18 protein-coding genes and 1 pseudogene are annotated in these 20,795 nt (G+C 52.9%); 10 read left to right on the top strand and 9 right to left on the bottom strand.

From position 1 onward, the window contains the following. Nucleotides 1-28 precede the first annotated feature (28 nt). Together ypeC and mgrA are read right to left on the bottom strand one after the other, a co-directional pair. On the bottom strand, nucleotides 29-355 hold the full coding sequence (gene ypeC / locus OGV69_RS21835; RefSeq protein ID WP_003834889.1) for a DUF2502 domain-containing protein YpeC: 327 nt from the start codon (nucleotides 353-355) through the stop codon (nucleotides 29-31). Nucleotides 356-492: 137 nt separating this feature from the next. Continuing rightward, nucleotides 493-1,482, bottom strand: coding sequence for an L-glyceraldehyde 3-phosphate reductase (gene mgrA / locus OGV69_RS21830; RefSeq protein WP_069324508.1), 990 nt, complete (start codon nucleotides 1,480-1,482; stop codon nucleotides 493-495). 184 nt (nucleotides 1,483-1,666) lie between these two features. Between mgrA and OGV69_RS21825 the strand changes: the two genes are divergently transcribed. Next, nucleotides 1,667-3,319, top strand: a complete 1,653-nt coding sequence (locus tag OGV69_RS21825) for an alpha-keto acid decarboxylase family protein (protein WP_069324509.1) — start codon at nucleotides 1,667-1,669, stop codon at nucleotides 3,317-3,319. On the opposite strand, the gene OGV69_RS21820 is transcribed toward OGV69_RS21825, so the two are convergent. After that, entirely contained in the window at nucleotides 3,320-4,555 is a 1,236-nt protein-coding gene (locus OGV69_RS21820; protein ID WP_069324510.1) for an ion channel protein, read from the bottom strand. Between the two features lie 204 nt (nucleotides 4,556-4,759). On the opposite strand from OGV69_RS21820, the gene glk reads away from it, so the two are divergent. The 6 genes from glk to ptsP all read left to right on the top strand — a co-directional run bounded on the left by glk (nucleotide 4,760) and on the right by ptsP (nucleotide 12,694). Beyond that, entirely contained in the window at nucleotides 4,760-5,725 is a 966-nt protein-coding gene (gene glk, locus OGV69_RS21815) for a glucokinase (RefSeq protein WP_038642435.1), read from the top strand. 712 nt (nucleotides 5,726-6,437) lie between these two features. After that, nucleotides 6,438-6,764 (top strand): PTS fructose transporter subunit IIB, encoded by a 327-nt coding sequence (locus OGV69_RS21810; RefSeq protein WP_003028254.1) that lies wholly within the window; start codon nucleotides 6,438-6,440, stop codon nucleotides 6,762-6,764. Between the two features lie 20 nt (nucleotides 6,765-6,784). Next, nucleotides 6,785-8,032, top strand: a complete 1,248-nt coding sequence (locus tag OGV69_RS21805; RefSeq protein WP_069324511.1) for a PTS fructose transporter subunit IIC — start codon at nucleotides 6,785-6,787, stop codon at nucleotides 8,030-8,032. A gap of 17 nt (nucleotides 8,033-8,049) precedes the next feature. Beyond that, complete coding sequence (gene ypdF / locus OGV69_RS21800) at nucleotides 8,050-9,135, top strand: aminopeptidase (RefSeq protein WP_069324512.1); 1,086 nt, start codon at nucleotides 8,050-8,052, stop codon at nucleotides 9,133-9,135. Continuing rightward, complete coding sequence (gene ypdE / locus OGV69_RS21795; protein ID WP_069324513.1) at nucleotides 9,135-10,175, top strand: aminopeptidase; 1,041 nt, start codon at nucleotides 9,135-9,137, stop codon at nucleotides 10,173-10,175. Before ypdF ends, ypdE begins: the two co-directional genes overlap by 1 nt. Nucleotides 10,176-10,198: 23 nt before the next feature. Beyond that, nucleotides 10,199-12,694: a phosphoenolpyruvate--protein phosphotransferase gene (ptsP, locus tag OGV69_RS21790; protein ID WP_069324514.1), complete on the top strand. Its 2,496-nt coding sequence runs from the start codon at nucleotides 10,199-10,201 to the stop codon at nucleotides 12,692-12,694. A 77-nt stretch (nucleotides 12,695-12,771) separates the two neighbouring features. Here the strand turns inward: ptsP and OGV69_RS21785 are convergent, their stop codons facing one another. The 4 genes and pseudogenes from OGV69_RS21785 to OGV69_RS21770 form a co-directional block, all read right to left on the bottom strand. Next, nucleotides 12,772-12,960: a hypothetical protein gene (locus OGV69_RS21785; protein WP_071888160.1), complete on the bottom strand. Its 189-nt coding sequence runs from the start codon at nucleotides 12,958-12,960 to the stop codon at nucleotides 12,772-12,774. A gap of 101 nt (nucleotides 12,961-13,061) precedes the next feature. Further along, nucleotides 13,062-13,925, bottom strand: a complete 864-nt coding sequence (locus OGV69_RS21780; protein WP_038642425.1) for an AraC family transcriptional regulator — start codon at nucleotides 13,923-13,925, stop codon at nucleotides 13,062-13,064. A 15-nt stretch (nucleotides 13,926-13,940) separates the two neighbouring features. Continuing rightward, complete coding sequence (ypdB, locus tag OGV69_RS21775; protein ID WP_038642424.1) at nucleotides 13,941-14,675, bottom strand: two-component system response regulator YpdB; 735 nt, start codon at nucleotides 14,673-14,675, stop codon at nucleotides 13,941-13,943. 14 nt (nucleotides 14,676-14,689) lie between these two features. After that, nucleotides 14,690-16,386, bottom strand: a pseudogene (locus OGV69_RS21770) (LytS/YhcK type 5TM receptor domain-containing protein). 385 nt (nucleotides 16,387-16,771) lie between these two features. On the opposite strand from OGV69_RS21770, the gene alaC reads away from it, so the two are divergent. Further along, on the top strand, nucleotides 16,772-18,010 hold the full coding sequence (alaC, locus tag OGV69_RS21765) for an alanine transaminase (RefSeq protein ID WP_038642420.1): 1,239 nt from the start codon (nucleotides 16,772-16,774) through the stop codon (nucleotides 18,008-18,010). Between the two features lie 67 nt (nucleotides 18,011-18,077). Here alaC and ypdK read toward each other — a convergent pair whose 3' ends face one another. Then, the gene (ypdK, locus tag OGV69_RS21760; RefSeq protein ID WP_010723117.1) at nucleotides 18,078-18,149 is read right to left on the bottom strand and encodes a membrane protein YpdK; all 72 of its coding nucleotides are present in this window, start codon (nucleotides 18,147-18,149) and stop codon (nucleotides 18,078-18,080) included. Between the two features lie 342 nt (nucleotides 18,150-18,491). Between ypdK and OGV69_RS21755 the strand changes: the two genes are divergently transcribed. Next, nucleotides 18,492-19,106 carry a lysozyme inhibitor LprI family protein gene (locus tag OGV69_RS21755; RefSeq protein WP_069324515.1) on the top strand — a complete coding sequence of 205 codons (615 nt, stop codon included), beginning with the start codon at nucleotides 18,492-18,494 and terminating at the stop codon, nucleotides 19,104-19,106. Between the two features lie 41 nt (nucleotides 19,107-19,147). Here OGV69_RS21755 and lpxP read toward each other — a convergent pair whose 3' ends face one another. Next, nucleotides 19,148-20,068 carry a kdo(2)-lipid IV(A) palmitoleoyltransferase gene (lpxP, locus tag OGV69_RS21750; RefSeq protein ID WP_069324516.1) on the bottom strand — a complete coding sequence of 307 codons (921 nt, stop codon included), beginning with the start codon at nucleotides 20,066-20,068 and terminating at the stop codon, nucleotides 19,148-19,150. 440 nt (nucleotides 20,069-20,508) lie between these two features. On the opposite strand from lpxP, the gene OGV69_RS21745 reads away from it, so the two are divergent. Further along, entirely contained in the window at nucleotides 20,509-20,751 is a 243-nt protein-coding gene (locus OGV69_RS21745) for a DUF2545 family protein (RefSeq protein ID WP_038642414.1), read from the top strand. Nucleotides 20,752-20,795 lie beyond the last annotated feature (44 nt).

Below are 20,795 nucleotides of genomic sequence, written 5' to 3'. Positions count from 1 at the left end.
AAAAGAGCCCGCAGGCTCTTTTGTTACATTAATGATGATGTTTGTGACCGCGCCCGCGACCGCGATGGTCGTCACGGTCATTCCAGCCTTCGCGATAGCCGCGCTCATAAGCTTTACGTTTATCCCAGCCACGATGATAGCCGTTATCATGACGCCACCAACGATTTTTGCGCCACTCATAGTTATGATGCCAGTAATCCCGGTCGCGCCAGCGGCCGCCATCCCAGTAGTTACCGTAATTATCGCGATCGCCAATTTGCAATTTTATTGATGGCAGCAGGGTGATTTCGCCAGCGTTCGCGGCCAGCGGGGTAAAAGCCAATAAGACTGCCGCCAGAATCAGTGACCTGAACATGTTTACTCTCCTTCACGATCGAGCCGTAGCCGGCCTGTTAACGTAATATTACGGGGCAGTAAAGCCCCGTTTCATCGCCTTAACTCTTAAATCGCGAGCGAGAGCACTTTTTGTTAATAAATGTGTCTTTATTTCAATCAGCTCAGAATGGCATCAATCTCAGCGCACTCTTCGGCAGAGAAATGCCGGTTTGCCAGCATGCCAACGGCGTCTTCAATTTGCGCGGGTTTACTGGCGCCTATCAGCACGGAGGTGATCTTGTCTTCCCGTAATACCCACGCGAGCGCCATTTGAGAAAGTTTTTGTCCCCGGCGTTCTGCGAGCGCGTTCAGCGCACGGACCTTTTCCAGTTTTTGTGGCGTTAACTGGTCCGGGTTAAGAAAACGGCTGGAGCTTGCCGCGCGCGAGTCCGCAGGAATACCGTTCAGGTAGCGGTCGGTTAATTGCCCACCCGCCAGCGGTGAGAAGGCGATACTGCCAACACCCTTTTCCTGTAACAGCGACAGCAGGCCACTTTCGACCCAACGTTCAAACAGGGAATATTTAGGCTGGTGGATAAGGCAGGGGGTGCCTAAATCGTCGAGTATTTCAATCGCCTGCCTGGCAAGCTCAGCCGGATAGTTAGACAGCCCGACGTACAGCGCTTTCCCCTGACGGACAATATGATCCAGCGCGCGCATGGTTTCTCTGAGCGGCGTTTCAGGATCGGGCCGGTGATGATAGAAGATATCAACATACTCCAGCCCCAGGCGTTTGAGGCTTTGATCGAGGCTGGCAATCAGGTACTTGCGCGATCCCCAGTCGCCGTAGGGCCCCTCCCACATGGTGTAGCCCGCTTTGGTGGAGATGATCAGCTCATCCCGCCACGGTAAAAAATCTTCCTGCAGAATGCGGCCAAAATTTCGCTCCGCTGAGCCCGGCGGCGGGCCATAGTTATTCGCCAGGTCAAAATGAGTAATTCCCAGATCGAATGCGCGCTGTAACAGCGCCCGACTGTTCTCTACCTGCGTGGCATCACCAAAATTATGCCACAAACCCAAAGAGACAATCGGCAACCTGAGGCCACTCTGGCCGCAGCGGCGATACTCCATTGTTTGATAGCGATTTTCATCAGCCTGATAAACCATGTAGCCTCCTGTTGGATAACGTGTGTCATTGAGTGTATACGTTTACACAAAGCAGACTGTAATGAATTTTTAATCGTCAAAACTGTACATCTTGCTTTCCACCCCCTTCACAACAACTCCCCTGGACAGTCATCACAGTTCTTCGATACTCAACATTGAGGTTACCGTCAGAAGGATAGCTGTCATGCAAACCCAATATTCCGTTGCTGATTATCTGCTGGACAGGCTGGCAGACTGTGGCGTCGGCCACCTCTTTGGTGTGCCTGGCGATTATAATTTGCAGTTTCTTGACCACGTGATTGAACATCCCAGCGTACGTTGGGTCGGGTGTGCGAACGAATTAAATGCGGCTTATGCTGCGGATGGCTATGCCCGGGTGGCAGGGGCGGGAGCTTTGCTCACCACGTTTGGCGTGGGGGAGTTAAGTGCGATCAACGGTATCGCGGGAAGCTATGCGGAATATGTTCCTGTTTTGCATATTGTCGGCGCGCCCTGTCGCGGTGCGCAGCGTCGTGGGGAACTGATGCATCACACCCTTGGCGACGGTGACTTTCAGCATTTTTACCGTATGCAGCAGGCTGTAACGACGGCCAGCGCAGTGCTGGATGAACAAAACGCCTGCTATGAAATTGATCGCGTGCTGCGGGCGATGTTAACTGAGCGCAGGCCGGGCTACCTGATGTTGCCTGCTGATGTGGCAAAACAGCCCGCCACGCCGCCGAATGACGCCCTGATTATTCCTCTGAGCGAACCGGAAAGCAGCGTGGCGGAAGCGTTTCGCTATTATGCCCGCGAGCGGCTATTGGACAGTCCGCGCGTAGCGCTGCTGGCCGACTTTCTCGCGCAGCGTTTTGGCTTACAGCCTGTATTGCAGCGTTGGATGGCGGAAACGCCGATGGCTCACGCCACGCTGTTGATGGGGAAAGGGTTATTTGATGAGCGTCACCCGGCGTTTGTCGGTACGTACAGCGCCGGAGCCAGTAGCGACTATGTGCGCCAGGCCATTGAAGATGCCGATACGATTATTTGTGTCGGTACACAATTTGTCGACACCCTGACCGCTGGGTTTACGCAACGGTTACCACCGGAGCGCACGATTGACGTTCAGCCCCATGCGTCACGTGTTGGTACCCAATGGTTTAATGTTCCGATGGAACAAGCCGTCACCACGTTACGCGAGTTGTGTCTGGAGATGTCGTTTTCACTGCCGCCCGAACGCCCGCCAGTTGGGCGTATCCAGGTTGAGAAGGGGCTGCTGACCCAGGAAAATTTCTGGCAAACGGTGCAACACTATCTCGCGTCCGATGACATCATCCTCGTCGACCAGGGAACGGCGGCATTTGGTGCGGCAGCGCTCTCGCTACCCAGCGGTGCGGAAGTCCTGGTCCAACCGCTGTGGGGTTCCATCGGCTACGCGCTCCCGGCGGCATTTGGCGCGCAAACGGCCTGCCCGGACCGCCGGGTGATCCTGATTATTGGCGATGGTGCAGCGCAACTCACTATCCAGGAACTGGGCTCCATGCTCAGGGACGGGCAATCACCGGTGATTTTACTGCTTAACAATGACGGCTATACCGTGGAGCGGGCTATTCACGGGGCAAATCAGCGTTATAACGACATCGCCGAATGGAACTGGACGCAGGTGCCGCAGGCGTTAAGTCATGAATGTCAGGCGGAATGCTGGCGAGTGAAGCAGGCGGTCCAACTGGAGGAAGTGCTGGCCCGGCTGTCCCGTCCGCAACGATTGTCATTAATTGAAGTGGTGTTACCGAAAGCCGATCTTCCTGAGTTATTGCGCACGGTGACCCGTGCGCTGGAATCTCGCAACGGAGGATAGCTACTCCTCGGGACGGCTGGCGATCATCATTGGTTTTCCGGCCAATAAAAGCCAGGCGGGGAGCATAACGACGCAAAGCAGCGGCAGCAGAGTGGTGTCTGGCACCACGACTGCCGCCATAAACAGGCTCAACCACGCGTCGCGGGTAACGACCAGCACCAGCCCGAGAATCGCGCAGGAGACCGTGATGGCTGCCGGAACGGCTTCAACATGGGCGTGCAGCATCAGACCCAGCGCGACGCCCACGAAGACCGCCGGAAAAATTCGCCCGCCGCGAAAACCGCTCGCTGCTGCGACCACCAATGCCGCCAGTTTGATCACGGCAAGCAGCAAATAATCCGTTGTCCCCAGCGTCTGGCTAAACGCCATTTGCTGCATTTCATCCAGTCCCTTAAATAAGGTAAGCGGTCCGCCAATTACACCCAAAATACCGAGAATAAAACCGCCAACCCCAAGGATCAGTACCGGGTGTTTAAGCCGATGTATTAAATGATGCAAGCGCGGTAGACACCAGACGGCCACCATGCCCGCGGCAATGGCGATAGCAGCAACGACCGCACCGCTGAGGATATCGATCAGATGCATTTGCGTATAGTGCGCGATGGGCAGTGAAAAATGGGGATGAAAGAACAGGCTGGTGGTCAGTGAACCTGCGGCGGCGGCCATTAACGGCGCAAACAGGCGATCCCACAAAGGAACATCGTTCGAGCTATTCAGCGTTTGCGAAAACACCAACGCGGCGGCCACGGGAGTACCAAATAACGCCCCGATGGTGCCGGCAGAGGCGAGAATGGTCCAGTCCAGCTTAGCAATGCGCGGAAAGAGGCGGCTGCCAAGCGCCACTGCGAGGGCGATATTCACGGTCATGATGGGATGTTCCGGCCCTAAACTGACGCCACCCGCCAGACCGAGGATTAGCGCCGCCAGCAGGCCTGGCAGCGCCGAAACGGCCACCGGCATTCCGATTAACGGTTCACAAGCCGGATCCGGGCCAGCGTGGCCCCGGCTGTAGCGGATGACAAGCCCGACCATCAGTCCGGTTAACGTGAGCATACCGATGATCCACAGCGGAGAGTCCTGGGCAATTCCGATGCTAATCGGCAGACGCTCCCATAAAAATTGCTGTAAAACGGAAGCGACTTTCATCACAACGATCAACACCAGGCTGGACGCTATGCCAATGATTATCGCGGGAGTTGATAGCAAAAGCATCGTTCTGGCTCGCGGATGGAGCATTTTCAATTCCTTCAAACAGAGTCATAGATATAGTTTGCACAGCCTGCGCGACTGCATCGCTGCAAATGGTGCTGAAACGATAAAGTAATTGTGTGATCTGGATCGATTTTCTACGGGCATCAGCCTTCAGGCCGTTGTTGTTATGCCCCCATGAATTTACAGTGTGGCAAAGATTTATTCTGACTTTAGCGGAGCAGTGGAAGAATGACAAAATATGCTTTAGTAGGTGATGTTGGCGGCACCAACGCACGTCTTGCTCTGTGCGACATTGCCAGTGGCGAGATTTCGCAGGCAAAAACCTATTCCGGGCTGGATTACCCCAGTCTGGAGGCTGTGGTGCGCGTGTACCTGGATGAGCATAGCGTCAGCGTCGAAGATGGTTGCATTGCCATTGCCTGTCCGATCACCGGCGACTGGGTGGCAATGACCAACCATACCTGGGCATTCTCTATTGCTGAGATGAAAAAAAATCTGGGCTTTAGCCATCTGGAAATCATCAATGATTTCACCGCCGTGTCGATGGCAATCCCCATGCTGAAAAAAGAGCATTTGATCCAGTTTGGCGGCGCGGAACCTGTCGAAGGCAAACCGATTGCGGTGTATGGCGCGGGAACTGGCCTCGGCGTGGCGCATCTGGTGCATGTTGATAAACGCTGGGTAAGTCTGCCGGGTGAAGGCGGGCACGTGGATTTTGCGCCTAACAGCGAAGAAGAGGGGATTATCCTTGAGGTTCTGCGTGCGGAAATCGGTCATGTTTCTGCTGAGCGTGTGCTCTCAGGACCCGGACTGGTGAACCTGTATCGCGCCATCGTCAAATCAGACGGCCGCCTGCCGGAAAATCTGCAGCCGAAGGATATCACCGCCCGTGCGCTGGAAGATTCCTGTATCGACTGCCGCCGCGCGCTGTCGCTGTTCTGTGTGATTATGGGCCGCTTTGGCGGCGATCTGGCGTTAACGCTGGGCACGTTTGGCGGCGTGTACATCGCTGGCGGGATCGTGCCGCGCTTCCTTGAATTCTTTAAAGCTTCCGGTTTCCGCGGTGGGTTTGAAGATAAAGGACGTTTTAAAGCCTACGTTCAGGATATTCCGGTGTATCTGATTGTGCATGATAATCCGGGCCTGCTTGGTTCTGGCGCACATCTGCGTCAGACGCTGGGGCATATTTTGTAAGGCCAATGTCGGATGGTATTTAGCAATCATCCGGCCTGTATTCCCACTAAACCGCGCTTCTGACGTAATGACGATCAGTTAACGACGAGCAATCGTCGTAACTATAGCTAAGAGCGGCATATCCGGAGGTAATGAATTTGTTGCCCCCGGTATTTGTTACGTTCACCTTATGTTTTTCACTTCTCTGAAACGATTACTCCCAGTGAACGTGTTAAGGGTACTATCGCCGTACCCTTAACAATCCCGGCTCCCGGCGGGAAAATTGCCACTTCGTGGTTCCCTCCGCTTATTCCTCCAGGCTACCGGGCCGGGCGCGAGGTAGCGTCCTTGCAAAGCGCGCCCTGAGCCAGCATCCATGCTGGCTCTCCCGGCCTTACGGAAACACGTCGGCAATTTTCCCGCCGGGAGCCTGGGTTGCAAGGGAGGCGGCGGTGAGCCTCCCTTGCACGTTCACGGGTACCTGTGCTTCAGAAAAGTGAAAAGCTGAAGTGAACGGAACCCTGAGTCGCAATCACATGTTCTCCATAATGATTAACTGACAAGCATTACGCTTCTGACGCGGTTTTTTTATGCCTGCCGCCCAGCTTTCCGACCTTCGTCACACTTCCTGATTGCTGGATTATATGTCCAGTAAAAGCATTATTTGTCTGATAACGGTCGCTACTTGCCTCGGACCATAATTTCTCTCGTTAACTATTACGAGGAAATGAATATGAGCAAAAAATTGATTGCTGTTTGTGCGTGCCCAATGGGGCTGGCTCACACCTTTATGGCGGCGCAGGCGCTGGAAGAAGCGGCGGTTGAAGCCGGTTATGAAGTGAAAATCGAAACTCAGGGCGCTGACGGAATTCAAAATCGACTGACGGCGCAGGATATCGCTGAGGCGACGTTAATCATCCATTCAGTTGCCGTTACCCCGGAAGATAACGAGCGTTTCGAGTCGCGTGACGTCTACGAAATTACGCTACAGGACGCGATAAAAAATGCGGCCGGCATCATTAAAGAGATCGAAGAGATGGTTGCCGCTGAACAACAATAATCATCGACAGGGAACTACGTATGGCCATTAAAAAACGCAGTGCAACCGTTGTGCCAGGCGCATCTGGTGCGACAGCGGCAATAAAAAATCCACCGGCCTCCCGCAACAGCTTCTGGGGCGAACTTCCGCAACATGTGATGTCGGGTATTTCACGCATGGTGCCGACATTGATTATGGGCGGGGTAATTCTCGCCTTCTCGCAACTGATCGCTTATAGCTGGCTCGATATTCCTGCTGACACGGGCATCATGGATGCGTTGAACAGCGGAAAATTTACCGGTTTTAATCTCTCATTACTGAAGTTTGCCTGGTTGTCGCAATCTTTTGGCGGCGTGCTGTTTGGTTTTGCTATTCCGATGTTTGCCGCGTTCGTTGCCAATTCGATTGGCGGCAAACTGGCGTTTCCGGCGGGGTTCATCGGTGGGCTGATGTCTACTCAGCCTACCCAGATGCTGAATTTTGACCCATCGACGCTGCAATGGGTAACCAGTGCTCCCGTGCCTTCCACCTTTATTGGCGCGCTCATTATCTCGATCGTTGCCGGATATCTGGTGAAGTGGATGAACCAAAAAATTCAGCTCCCTGATTTCCTGCTGGCGTTCAAAACCACCTTCTTGCTACCCATTCTCTCCGCCATTTTCGTCATGCTGGCGATGTATTACGCAATCACGCCGTTTGGCGGCTGGATCAACGGTGGAATTCGTACTCTGCTGACCGCAGCAGGAGAGAAAGGGACGCTGATGTATGCGATGGGGATTTCCGCGGCCACAGCGATTGACCTCGGCGGGCCGATTAATAAAGCCGCTGGATTTGTCGCCTTCAGCTTTACCACCGATCACGTTCTGCCGGTCACCGCGCGCTCTATTGCGATTGTGATTCCGCCGATTGGCCTCGGGCTGGCAACACTGCTTGACCGTCGCTTAACGGGGAAACGTCTGTTCAGCGCCCAGCTCTACCCGCAGGGAAAAACGGCAATGTTCCTCGCATTTATGGGCATCAGCGAAGGGGCTATCCCGTTTGCGCTGGAAAGCCCCATCACGGCAATTCCCTCTTACATGGTTGGTGCCATTGTCGGATCGACGGCTGCCGTCTGGCTGGGTGCGGTGCAATGGTTCCCTGAGTCGGCTATCTGGGCATGGCCGCTGGTGACCAATCTCGGTGTCTATATGGCAGGGATCCTGTTAGGTGCGGTGATTACGGCGCTGATGGTGGTGTTCCTGCGCCATCTGATGTACCGCAAAGGCAAATTGCTGATTGAAAGCCTCTGATCAAAAGGATTGTAACCATGAGCTTACTTGCCTCGCTGCGTGACTGGTTAACGGCGCAACATCTCGATGCGATGCTGCTGTCATCGCGGCAGAATAAACAGCCGCATATGGGGATCTCCAGCAGTTCAGGGTATGTGTTTATCAGCCATGACAGCGCGCATATCCTGGTCGATGCCCGTTATTACACCGATGTCGCTACGCGTACCCAGGGCTACCAGATCCATCTCCTCGATGGCACACAGACGTTGTATTCGCGGGTGAATCACATCATTGCTGACGAGAAGCTGCAGACGGTGGGGTTCGAAGGCGAGCAGGTAAGCTGGGAAACGGCACAGGCCTGGGCAGGCAAACTGCATGGACGGCTGGTCAGCGCCGTGCCGGACGTGCTTCGGCAGGTGAAAACGGCCCAGGAAATAGCCTGTATCCGTGAAGCCTGTCGGATTGCCGACCTCAGCGCTGAACATATACGGCGGTTTATTCAACCCGGTCTGAGTGAGCGCGAGATTGCCGCCGAACTGGAGTGGTTTATGCGCACGCTTGGCGCAGACAAAGCTTCTTTTGACACCATTGTCGCCAGCGGCTGGCGCGGCGCGCTGCCGCATGGTAAAGCCAGCGATAAACGGGTTGCAGCAGGTGAATTCATTACGCTGGATTTTGGCGCACAGTATCAGGGGTATTGTTCGGATATGACGCGAACGTTTCGCATACCTGACGCCAGGCAACCAGCAGAAGACAGTGCGCTATTTTCGATTTATCAGGTTGTCCTGGAAGCGCAACTGGCGGCGGTAGCGGCAATTCGACCTGGCGCGCGTTGCAATGAGGTGGACGCCGCAGCCAGGCAAGTTATTACACAGGCGGGCTATGGTAATGCGTTTGGTCACAATACCGGACACGCTATCGGCATTGAAGTCCATGAGAACCCACGTTTTTCCCCTACCGATGAGACGCCTCTGGCGGCGGGAATGCTGCTCACCGTTGAACCAGGTATTTATCTGCTGGGGCAGGGCGGAGTGCGTATCGAGGACGTGGTGCTGGTTACGCCAGACGGCGGCGAGGTGCTCTACACCATGGCGAAAACATTGTTACACACGGGAGGGGCGTGATGGACTTATCGCTACTGAAAGCGCTGAGCGAGGCTGATGCGATCGCCTCCTCAGAACAGGAGGTGCGACAGATCTTGCTCGAAGAAGCAGATCGTCTGCACAAAGAAGTGCGCTTCGATGGGTTGGGATCGGTGTTGATCCGCCTGAATGAATCAACCGGTCCGAAGGTAATGATCTGCGCGCATATGGATGAAGTGGGATTTATTGTGCGCAGTATTTCCAGGGAAGGGGCGATCGATGTCTTGCCGGTGGGAAATGTGCGTATGGCGGCCAGACAGTTGCAGCCAGTGCGGATTACCACCCGAGAAGAGAGCAAAATCCCGGGGCTGCTCGACGGAGAGCGCAGTGGCAATGAGGTGAATGCGCTGCGGGTGGATATTGGCGCGCGGTCTTATGACGAAGTACTTCAGGCCGGCGTATGTCCAGGCGATCGCGTCACCTTTGATACGAATTTTCAGGTTTTGCCGCACCAACGCGTCATGGGCAAAGCCTTTGATGACCGACTTGGATGCTATTTGCTGATAGCGCTGTTGCGCGAATGGCATAACGCCATCCTTCCTTGCGAGGTGTGGCTGGTGGCCAGTTCCAGTGAAGAAGTGGGACTGCGCGGAGGGCAAACGGCAGCGCGTGCGGTTGCGCCCGATGTGGCGATCGTGCTGGATACAGCCTGCTGGGCGAAAAATTTTGATTATGGCGCGGCCAACCACCGACAGCTCGGCAAAGGCCCGATGCTGGTGTTGAGCGATAAATCGCTGATTGCGCCGCCAAAGCTGACGGCATGGATTGAAAGTGTAGCCACTGATGCGGGCATCCCGTTACAGCTCGATATGTTCAGTAATGGCGGCACAGACGGCGGGGCCGTACACGTCAGCGGAACGGGGATCCCGACGGTTGTTATGGGGCCAGCTACGCGGTATGGGCACTGTGCGGCATCAATTGCCGACTGTCGTGACATCATCCAGACGCAGCAGTTGTTGTCGGCGCTTATTTCACATCTTACGTGCGAAACCGTGGCTCATCTGACGGACTTCAGGTGCTGATTTCGCGCTAATCAGGAGTTGTTATGCTAACGATTCAATTTCTTTGCCCGTTACCCAATGGACTGCATGCGCGTCCAGCATGGGAGCTGAAAGAGCAGTGCAGCCAGTGGCAAAGTGAGGTGATGTTTTTCAACCATCGTCAAAACGCCAAAGCGGATGCGAAAAGCTCGCTGGCGCTGATTGGCACCGGGACGCTGTTTAATGACAGCTGTAGCTTAACCATCACCGGTCAGGATGAAGAGCAGGCCAGGCGGGTGCTGGAGGAGTACATTCAGCAGCGGTTTATCGACAGCGACAGCGTTCAGCCAGGGGCGGCGGAACTGGCGGCGCATCCGTTGCCGCGTTCGCTGATTCGGCTCAACCCGGATTTGCTGTATGGCACTGTGCTGGCAGGCGGCGTGGGGGCAGGTCAGCTCACGCTGTGGCAGAGTGATAATCTGGAGAGCTATCGCGCGATTGCGGCGAGTGCGGAAGACAACGCCAGGCTAGAGCACAGTCTGGCAACGCTGGCGGAACTGCTCAATCAGCAACTGCGTGAGCGCGATGGTGAGAGTAAAACCATTCTCAGCGCGCATCTGTCTCTGATTCAGGACGACGAGTTTGCCGGGAATATTCGCCGCTTAATGCTGGAGCAGCATCTGGGGCTGGGGGCGGCGATTATTACCAATATGGAGCAAGTATGCGACAAGCTGTCGGCTTCCGGCAGCGATTACCTGCGTGAACGCGTCAGCGACATCCGTGATATCAGCGAACAATTGCTACATATTACGTGGCCTGAAAAGCGGCCGCGCCATGCGCTGGTGCTGGAAAAGCCAACGATTCTGGTGGCTGAAGATCTGACGCCCAGTCAGTTTTTGAGTCTCGATTTGCAGCATCTGTCAGGCATGATCCTTGAGAAAACAGGGCGCACCTCGCATACGCTGATCCTCGCTCGGGCGTCGGCGATTCCGGTGCTTAGCGGCTTGCCGCTGGCAGCGATTAGCCGCTATGCCGGGCAACCCGCAGTCCTGGATGCCCGATGTGGAGTCCTGGCCATTAATCCAGACGAGGCGGTTCGCGGCTACTACGCGATTGCGCAGAAGCTTGCCGACGAATGCCAGCGTCGGCAAGCGCTTGACGCCGCCCAGCCCGCGTTAACCAAAGATAATCAACGAATTGACGTCGCAGCGAATATTGGCACCGCGCTGGAAGCGCCGGGGGCGTTTACCAATGGCGCGGAAGGGATTGGGTTGTTTCGCACAGAAATGCTGTTTATGGATCGCGACAGCGCTCCTGACGAGCAGGAACAGTTTGAGGCCTACCAGCAGGTGTTGTTGGCCGCAGGCGACAAGCCAGTTATCTTTCGCACGATGGATATTGGTGGCGATAAGAACATCCGCTATCTCAATATTCCGCAAGAAGAGAACCCATTCCTGGGCTATCGCGCGGTGCGGATTTATCCCGAGTTTGCCGGGCTGTTTCGCACGCAGTTGCGCGCCATTTTACGCGCTGCAACCTTCGGTAATGCGCAGTTGATGATCCCGATGGTGCACAGCCTCGACCAGATTTTATGGGTAAAAAGCGAATTGCAAAAAGCGCTGGTGGAGCTGAAAGCGGAGGGTTTACGTCATGCTCCGACAATTTCATTGGGCATTATGGTTGAAGTACCTTCGGTGTGTTACATCATCGACCACTTCTGCGACGAGGTGGATTTCTTCAGCATTGGTTCAAATGATATGACCCAGTATCTGTACGCTGTCGATCGCAATAATCCTCGCGTGTCGCCACTGTACAACCCGATTACGCCCTCGTTCTTGCGGATGTTGCAGCAGATTGTTCGCGTGGCGCACGAACGTGGTAAATGGGTGGGCATTTGTGGAGAACTGGGCGGCGAAGGACGTTACTTGCCGCTGCTGTTGGGCTTAGGGCTTGACGAGCTAAGTATGAGCAGCCCACGGATTCCGGCAGTGAAAAGCCAGCTTCGTCAACTGGACAGCCAGGCGTGTCGCGAACTCGCTATGCAGGCCTGCGAGTGTCGCAGCGCTCAGGAGATTGAAGATCTGCTGAACCAGTTTGCGCCACAGAAAGAGGTGCGCCCGCTACTGGCGCTGGAGAATATTTTTGTTGGTGAGCCTCTTACCAACAAAGAGCAGGCGATCCAGTTCTTATGTGGCAATCTTGGGGTAAATGGACGCACCGAACATCCGTTTGAGCTGGAGGAAGATGTCTGGCAGCGTGAAGAGATAGTCACTACCGCCGTAGGTTTCGGGGTTGCTATCCCACATACTAAATCCCAGTGGATCAGCCATTCCAGTATCAGTATTGCCCGGCTTGCTCAGCCGATAGACTGGCAGTCCGAGATGGGCGACGTTGAACTGGTGATCATGCTGACGCTGGGCGCCGATGAAGGCATTAACCACGTGAAGGTCTTCTCGCAGCTGGCGCGTAAGCTGGTGAACAAGCAGTTCCGCCAGTCGTTGTTTGCCGCTACCGATGCCGAAAGCATTCTGGCGTTGCTGGAGGCGGAACTGACGTTTTAAATTCTACAGAGAGGAACGCTTTCCAGCCTGCGGCGAGGCGCTTGCAGGCTGTGTAAAGGCTTCTGATAGAGAAATTATTAATTTATGGTGTGTTGAATCGGCAGTTTCCCGGCCCTTAATAACGTCATCTCTTGTTTGCAGAGCAGTACTACCGCCTGGCGACCTTTTACGCGTCGGGCGGTGAGCGCTCTTTTCACGGTCCGACGATCCGCACCTGATTCCAGCATCTGAAGACACATCAGGGAAAGTGCACGTCTGTTTTTCATCGAATATTCACTTTGTTGAGTCAGCCTGCACGTTATGTGCGAAGGGGCATTATTCTACAACGATACAAGTGGATATGACTAACGCGTTGGTGTTGTTTCAATCAACGTGCTGACTGGAAACGCGCGCCGTACTCGCCCGGCGTCAGGCCAAACTGACGGCGGAACAGGCGGCAAAAATAATCACTGTCCTGATACCCGCAACGCTGTGCGACTTCGCTAATCGACAGATGATATTTCTGTAAGATGATGCGCGCCTTCGCCATTCTCACCCACCGCACGTACTCGACAAATCCCATGGTGCCATGCTGGGTAAATATTTTTGATAAGTGATTCGGCGTGATATTAAAAAACTGCGCTACGTTTTCCCGGCTCAGCGATTGGGCATAGTTGTCCTGGACCCAATTACATATGCTGTGATAGAGAAATTCAGAGCGCGGGCGCGCTATATCAGGCCGGGTGTTTACCACGCTGCGGCACAGGTGCAGCAGACTCAGCACCAGCGGTTGAATAATATCCTGGGCCTGAGGTGAGCGGCTTAAATGGGTCAATGCGGTAAGCATCGCCTCGCCTTCACCGCGCTGCGGATGTGGTAACTCAATGCGACGTACGGGACGCAACAGCGATGCGGTTCGGTTGTCGTAAAAAGAGAGGCCCAGCCAGGCTGGAGAAAATACCAGGCTCAAGAGCATCACCGGTTTATCGTTGCCTGGTAAATTCGCCGCTTTCGCCGGGATGAACAACATGTCGCCTTCCGCCAGGCTGTGCTGCTGTTTTTCCAGCTGGTTGCTGTACTCTCCGCGCAGCACGATATCCAGGCGGGGCAGGTCAATACATAAACTGCCGGTCGGTAATGTGGTTCGCGGGGTAGCGAACCATACGCGCCCCAGACGCTGCGGATTTAACACCAGGCCGCTGAACAGATCGGCAAAAAACTGTTGGTCGGCGGGCAGGCCTGGCTCTTTCATTGCTCTTTCTCTGCGCTATAAGTGCATTAACTGTCTGAACTCTTTCACTTTACTCCGACTCACCGGGATTTCAAATTCCAGGTCTTTTAAGCGCAGAATGTAGGTGTTGTTAAACCAGGGTTCGATCTCGCGAATTTTATTCAAATTCACACAGAATGAGCGGTGGCAGCGGAAGAAATGCGAAGCAGGCAGTTTGCTGCAAAATTCGGTGATGTTCATTGGCATCACATACGACTCGCGCCGGGTATAGACGAAGGTCATCTTTTCATGGGCTTCAGCGTAGTAGATGTCGTTGATCGGGGTTACGATGATCCGCTCATCTTTGATCAGGTTGATCGTATCGTTTTCACGGATCACCGGGCTGGCTGGCGAGGTTCCCGCTTGCTGCTGTTGCCAGGCGGTCTCCAGCTTTTGTAGCATGCCAACAATGCGCGATTCTTGATACGGTTTCAGAATATAGTCAAAAGCTTCCAGTTCGAAAGCTTCAACAGCGTGCTCTTTCCACGCGGTAATAAACACAATAAAGGGCTTATGCGCGAACTGGCTGATGTTTTGCGCCAACAGTACACCATCCAGCGAGGGAATATTGATATCCAGAAAAATAGCGTCAACGCGGTTGTGCTGGAGATATTTCAGCACGTCAAGACCGTCGTCAAATGTGCCGACAATCTCCATCTGGCTGTGCTCTTTTATCAGCCAGCTTAGTTCCTGTTGGGCCAGGAATTCATCTTCGACAATGATGACTTTCACGACTTCACTCCTGGTTAAAGCAATAATGTGGCCGGTGCGGCTGCGGGCGAGTGCTGATTAGGCACATAAAAGGCAATCTCTGTGCCCGGCTCCAGACGGCGGATCAGTAATCCTTCGCCATAGAGCAGCTTAACGCGATGATGGACATTCAACAGGCCAATTTTATTACCCGGCATTTCATTGGATTCGACCCGCTCAATCACTTTCGGATCGATCCCATGACCGGTGTCCCGCACGGCAATTCGTACCCGATTTCCGCACTCTGCAACGCTGATGGTCACCACGCCTTTCCCTTTGCAGGGTTGAATACCATGAACAATGGCGTTCTCGACAAGCGGCTGAATCAGCAGGCTGGGAATATAACAGCTTACCTCTTCATCAATATCATAAATAACCGTTAGCTTGTCGCCAAAACGGGCCTGTTCGATGGCGATGTAATCCTTGATTTGGTACAGCTCTTTCTTGATGTCGATCTGCTCATCATCTTTTAATTCAATATTATAGCGAAGATAACGCGACAAATTAAAAATGAGCTGGCGCGCGGTGTCCGGGTTAAGTCGCACCGACGACGAAATAGCGTTCAGGGCGTTAAACAGGAAATGGGGATTTATTTACTCTGCAGTGCCCGCAGTTCTGCCTTATTTGCCATTTCGCGTAGCTGTTCCGCCCGAGAAACCTCAAGCTGAGTCGAGATAATTTGCGACAGGCCGATGGCCATTTCCTGTAGCGAGGAGGTGATCTGGTGAGCGTGACAGTAGTAGATCTTCAGCGTGCCGGTGACAACGCCTTTCTCCCAAAGCGGGATCACCAGCATGGAGTGTATTTCCGGTGTCCGATGTGCTTCATCATTGTTTTTTATAATTATTTTTCCATAATTGATCGCCTGTCGCGTGGTCGGGCTGACGAAGTCATCGTTATCGCGGTAATTCAGTTCACCCACGCCAACGTAGGCCAGAACGTGCTGGGTATTGGTAATCGCGACGGCGTCTGCATGGATGTCATGGCGAATAATTTCACACACCTGGCGGAGCGACTCGCTGTTGACGTGACGGAAAAGCGGCAGAGTTTTGTTGGCGATATCCAGTGCCAGCTTGGCCTGTTTCGCGGCGCTGGCTTCTTTCTCGCCCTCCACGCTTTGAACCAGCATGACGATAAAACCAATACAGACGCTGCCCAGGATCATCGGGATACCGATTTTCGAGACGATATCCAGCCCCAGCGCGGTCGTAGGCGCCCAGGCAACGACGAGGATCATGGTCAGGGATTCGCACAGCATTCCGCCTAAAATACCTGCGCGCCAGTGTTGCGCTTTGGGGATCTTACGGTTGATCCACCCGGCAATGCAGCCTGCCAGAATACTGGTAATAAAGCAGGGTAGGGCGGTTACGCCGCCAATATCAATCAGGTAGCGGTGGGTGCCGGCGATGAGTCCCGTAATGATGCCGACCCACGGACCGAACAAAATTCCCCCTGACATGACCGCGATAATACGTACGTTTACCAGTGAGCCTTCAACCGGTACGCCGGACCAGGTACTGAACAGGGCAAACATCGAGAAAATCGCGGTGACGGCGAGCAACTCTTTCGGGGAGTGAGCTGACTTGTGCAACAGTTCGCGAAACAGGCGGATACGAATCAGGAAAAACAGACAAAACAGCATCAGCGCTGCCCGGTCAAATACCGCCAGCAGCATATTAAATATTTCGTGCACGGGTGACTCTTGCGCAGGGGTTAAACCTCTATGATAGGCAACCTGAGTCTGGATGACCAGCGCCCGCGCAGCCTGCGGCTAATGAGGAAAAACCTTAATATTAAAAGGGGATTGTTGCATTGTTGTTGTATTTACAATACCTGTCTTCTAAGCGCAAAGATCAAGGTAATGTTTTCAACAATAAAATGTTAAATGATGGTAATTTTTAGCTGTGTGTGAAAATGAATATTTCCTCATTTTGTTTGCCTGTTCCTCATTTGTGTCGAAAAAATATTTTGTTTTGCCTCTCGACAGAAGGAAATTATTCAGGCTATTTTCTAAACGTGCCACCATCGTGGCAGCGTCGCTCGGACGGTCCGGGCGCTAACGTTAATCTGAGGATATTATGGCTGACACCCGCCCTGAACGTCGCTTTACGCGTATTGATCGCCTTCCCCCTTACGTTTTTAACATTACCGCTGAACTGAAGATGGCTGCGCGTCGGCGCGGCGAAGATATTATCGATTTCAGTATGGGGAACCCGGATGGGGCCACGCCTCCTCATATTGTTGAAAAACTGTGTACCGTGGCGCAGCGCCCGGACACGCATGGCTATTCCACGTCTCGCGGCATTCCGCGTCTGCGTCGGGCGATTTCCCGCTGGTATCAGGAACGCTATGACGTTGAAATTGATCCCGAATCCGAAGCGATTGTGACTATTGGTTCCAAAGAGGGACTGGCGCACCTGATGCTGGCAACGCTCGATCATGGTGATACGGTTCTCGTACCCAACCCGAGCTATCCCATTCATATTTATGGCGCGGTGATTGCCGGGGCGCAGGTACGGTCAGTGCCGCTGGTTGAAGGTGTCGATTTCTTTAATGAGCTGGAGCGCGCGATCCGTGAAAGCTACCCGAAACCGAAGATGATGATCTTAGGTTTCCCGTCCAACCCGACAGCACAGTGCGTCGAGCTGGAATTTTTCGAAAAAGTCGTCGCGCTGGCTAAACGCTATGACGTGCTGGTGGTTCACGATCTCGCCTATGCCGATATCGTTTACGATGGCTGGAAAGCGCCATCGATTATGCAAGTACCTGGCGCTCGTGATGTCGCGGTTGAATTTTTCACCCTGTCGAAAAGCTACAACATGGCGGGCTGGCGTATCGGTTTTATGGTTGGCAATAAAACGCTGGTCAACGCGCTGGCACGCATCAAGAGTTATCACGATTACGGGACGTTTACACCGTTGCAGGTTGCGGCAATCGCGGCGCTGGAAGGCGATCAGCAATGCGTACGGGATATTGCCGAGCAGTATAAACGCCGTCGCGATGTGCTGGTTAAAGGGCTGCATGAGGCCGGTTGGATGGTTGAGATGCCAAAGGCTTCAATGTACGTTTGGGCGAAAATTCCTGAGCAATATGCCGCGATGGGCTCACTTGAGTTTGCCAAGAAACTGCTGAACGAAGCGAAAGTATGCGTTTCGCCGGGGATTGGCTTTGGTGATTATGGCGATACGCACGTGCGTTTTGCCTTAATTGAAAACCGTGACCGTACCCGCCAGGCGATCCGCGGCATCAAAGCGATGTTCCGCGCAGATGGCTTACTGCCTGCCAGTGCGAAATCGGCTATTGAAAGTACCGACTAACCGATCGTGAGATCTCCAAAAGCAAACAGGAGCCTGATGGCTCCTGTTTTTTTGCTGCGTCTTTTATTTAGATCATCAGGGCGAACGTACCGGCCCAAACGATGACCATAAAAGAAATGCCCATAAAGAAATATTTCACTTTTCATCTCTCCGCGTACCTGGGTACGTCTGAATGAACATATGCTTACCTGACAGAGAGCTGATGCACGCGCAAACGAAATGGAGAATATCCCTCGTTTGCCTGGCTGCATCACCTCAGAATTCTGAGCTTTAGTGCTCCAGACGGCGCTAATGTACGCCTAAAAATGAGGTGAGACAAGAGGCATTTTTCTATTTAATTTTAATAACTTACAAGTGTCGTGATTCGGCGACAGTTTAATTTCTGCCGGTAATAAATTGCTATTGAGCGACGTAATGATTAGTCGGAGAATTCTCATATCACCATAGTATGAATGTGGTTAATTTTTCGCGGAATTCAATAATGAAAAGGTTAAAAATGACCAGATTAATGATGTTAGCACTCGTTCTTACGCCAGTGACGTCGATGGCGGCCTCACCGTTGGCGTTTAATTTCAGCTGCGCAAGTATTGGTGGTGTGAATAGTGATGGTAAAGGTAACGTTTGGATTGACGGTGCCAAGGCGACCGTAAAGAGCTTCAATGAAAACTACTGGGAAGCCAAAAGCGGCAAAAATACGCTTTCCATCTCCCGTAAAGATGACGGCAACCCGGAAGTTTCATGGTCAGGGCCAAATCGTAAGCACGGAATTTGTCAGCCTGAAGACAATATTGACTACGCCCCGGGGGAAAAATCGCCCCACAGCGGTCCTTCTTTCTCCTGCTCAGCGGTGGCAAAGGGAAGTATTGAAGAAGTTATTTGCCAGAGTCCATCACTCTCCGAGCTGGATGTTAAGTTGAACGGGGTCTACAAACAGGCGTTGGTTAAATCGAAAAATAACCCAACGCTGAAAGCGGAGCAGCGCGGCTGGGTTAAAGGACGAAACGAGTGCTGGAAAGAGCAGGATAAACCAGCCTGTATTGCTCGTAACTACAATGAGCGCATGGCTGAACTACAGAACGAGTGGGGCGTTAAGTAATTCAGCCACAGACAAAAAGAAAGGCCGTAAGGCCTTTCTTTTTAGATATATAACGAGGCTTCACCCATGGGGCGGGTTTTGAAGCGACGGTGGATCCAGAGATACTGCTCGGGCGCGCGCATGATCTCTTTTTCGATAATTTTATTCATATAAGCCGCAGCCTGGCTTTCATCTGCTGGGTAACCTTCCATTTGTGGTGTGATAAACAGGCGGTAACCTGAGTTATCTGCTTTTCTCACCATGGTTACGGTCAGCATCGCTGCGCCTGACAGGCGCGACAGCACGTAAGTACCATTGGTGGTTGCCACGTTTTTAACGGCGAAGAAAGGCGCGAATGAGCTTCCTTTACGGCCGTAGTCCTGATCGGGAGCAAACCATACCGCTTCCCCTTTTTTCAGGGCGCCGACAATGCCACGCAGATTATTTCTGCCGATCATGGCTTTGTTGGAACGCATACGACCGCGGGTTTGGATCCACTCCATCAACTTATTGTTGTGCGGGCGATAGGTTGCCATCATCGGCTGGCACAGCCCCATTACGCGGCCACCTAATTCGAGCGACATAAAGTGTACGCCTACGACCATCACGCCACGGTCTTCCATCTGGGCGCGTTTCAGGTTGTCCAACCCTTCTACATCAAACCATTTGCGAACGCGGTGATCCGGCCAGAACCAGGCCATACCTGTTTCAAGCAGTCCCATGCCGAGTGAACGGAAGTTCTCATCGACCAGTTTGTCTCTTTCTTCCTGCGACAGATTGGGGAAACAGAGTTCGAGGTTTTTACGTGCAATAGATTCACGGCGCTTTAAAAATGGGCGAGCCAGTGTTCCTGTACGGGTACCAAGAAAACATAATACGGGATAGGGAAGTTGTACCAGTAACCAGAGCACACCGACGCCAAACCACATGAGCCAATAGCGCGGATGCAAAAACGCGCGTGAAAATTTACATTGGGGAAACATAAGCACCTGTTGTTGATACGAAATAGATGTATCGCGAAGACGCTGGGTCTGGCGCGTTACACTCTGCACAGATCGTTAGGCCGCCATAAACGACATTGGTTCCTGCAGAGAGTGTAAAACTGAGTCAGGACAAAACCACGAGGGGCATGAATGATCGGACGCACAATGTACACCCGAAGATTAATGTCAGCCAGAAATAATTACTCAAGTTTCGTAAATATTTTGGGGGCGATTAAGAACAAAAAAAAGACTATTTATAATTCATTGTTTTTATGATGAATAAATAAACTCCAGGTGTATATCTAAATAGTAAGCAGATGAGTGATTTTTGTAACGTAAATGTTGCTTAAATTGCGAACTGATGGAAGTTATCTTAGAATATAAAAACAAGGGAGTGTAAGGACTTACGTAAAGTTTTATGGCAAACAGGAGGTATCGCTATGCTCTATTTTTGGACCTTTCTCGCATTGAGTATTCTGAGCGTCAGTTGCTACATCTGGCAGGTAATGGGCGCTGCGGCGTCAATAAGCGCTTTTATCGGCATGGTCATACTCACCGCCTTAATTTACGTTTTTACTATGCGGTTGACTAATGGTAACGAAATGGTAACCGGATTATTCCTTTTTCTTGCCCCAACATGCGGTTTGATCATTCGCTTTATGGTGGGGGACGGTAGGCAATAATCCGGCGTGTTACGATTGGAAATGAATTTTCACGTTTAGCTGTT

The sequence above is a fragment of the Citrobacter sp. Cc139 genome (assembly GCF_030334645.1).
GTDB lineage: Bacteria > Pseudomonadota > Gammaproteobacteria > Enterobacterales > Enterobacteriaceae > Citrobacter > Citrobacter werkmanii.
The sequence above is the reverse complement of the archived record's forward strand: the minus strand, read 5'-3'. Positions and strand labels throughout refer to the sequence as shown.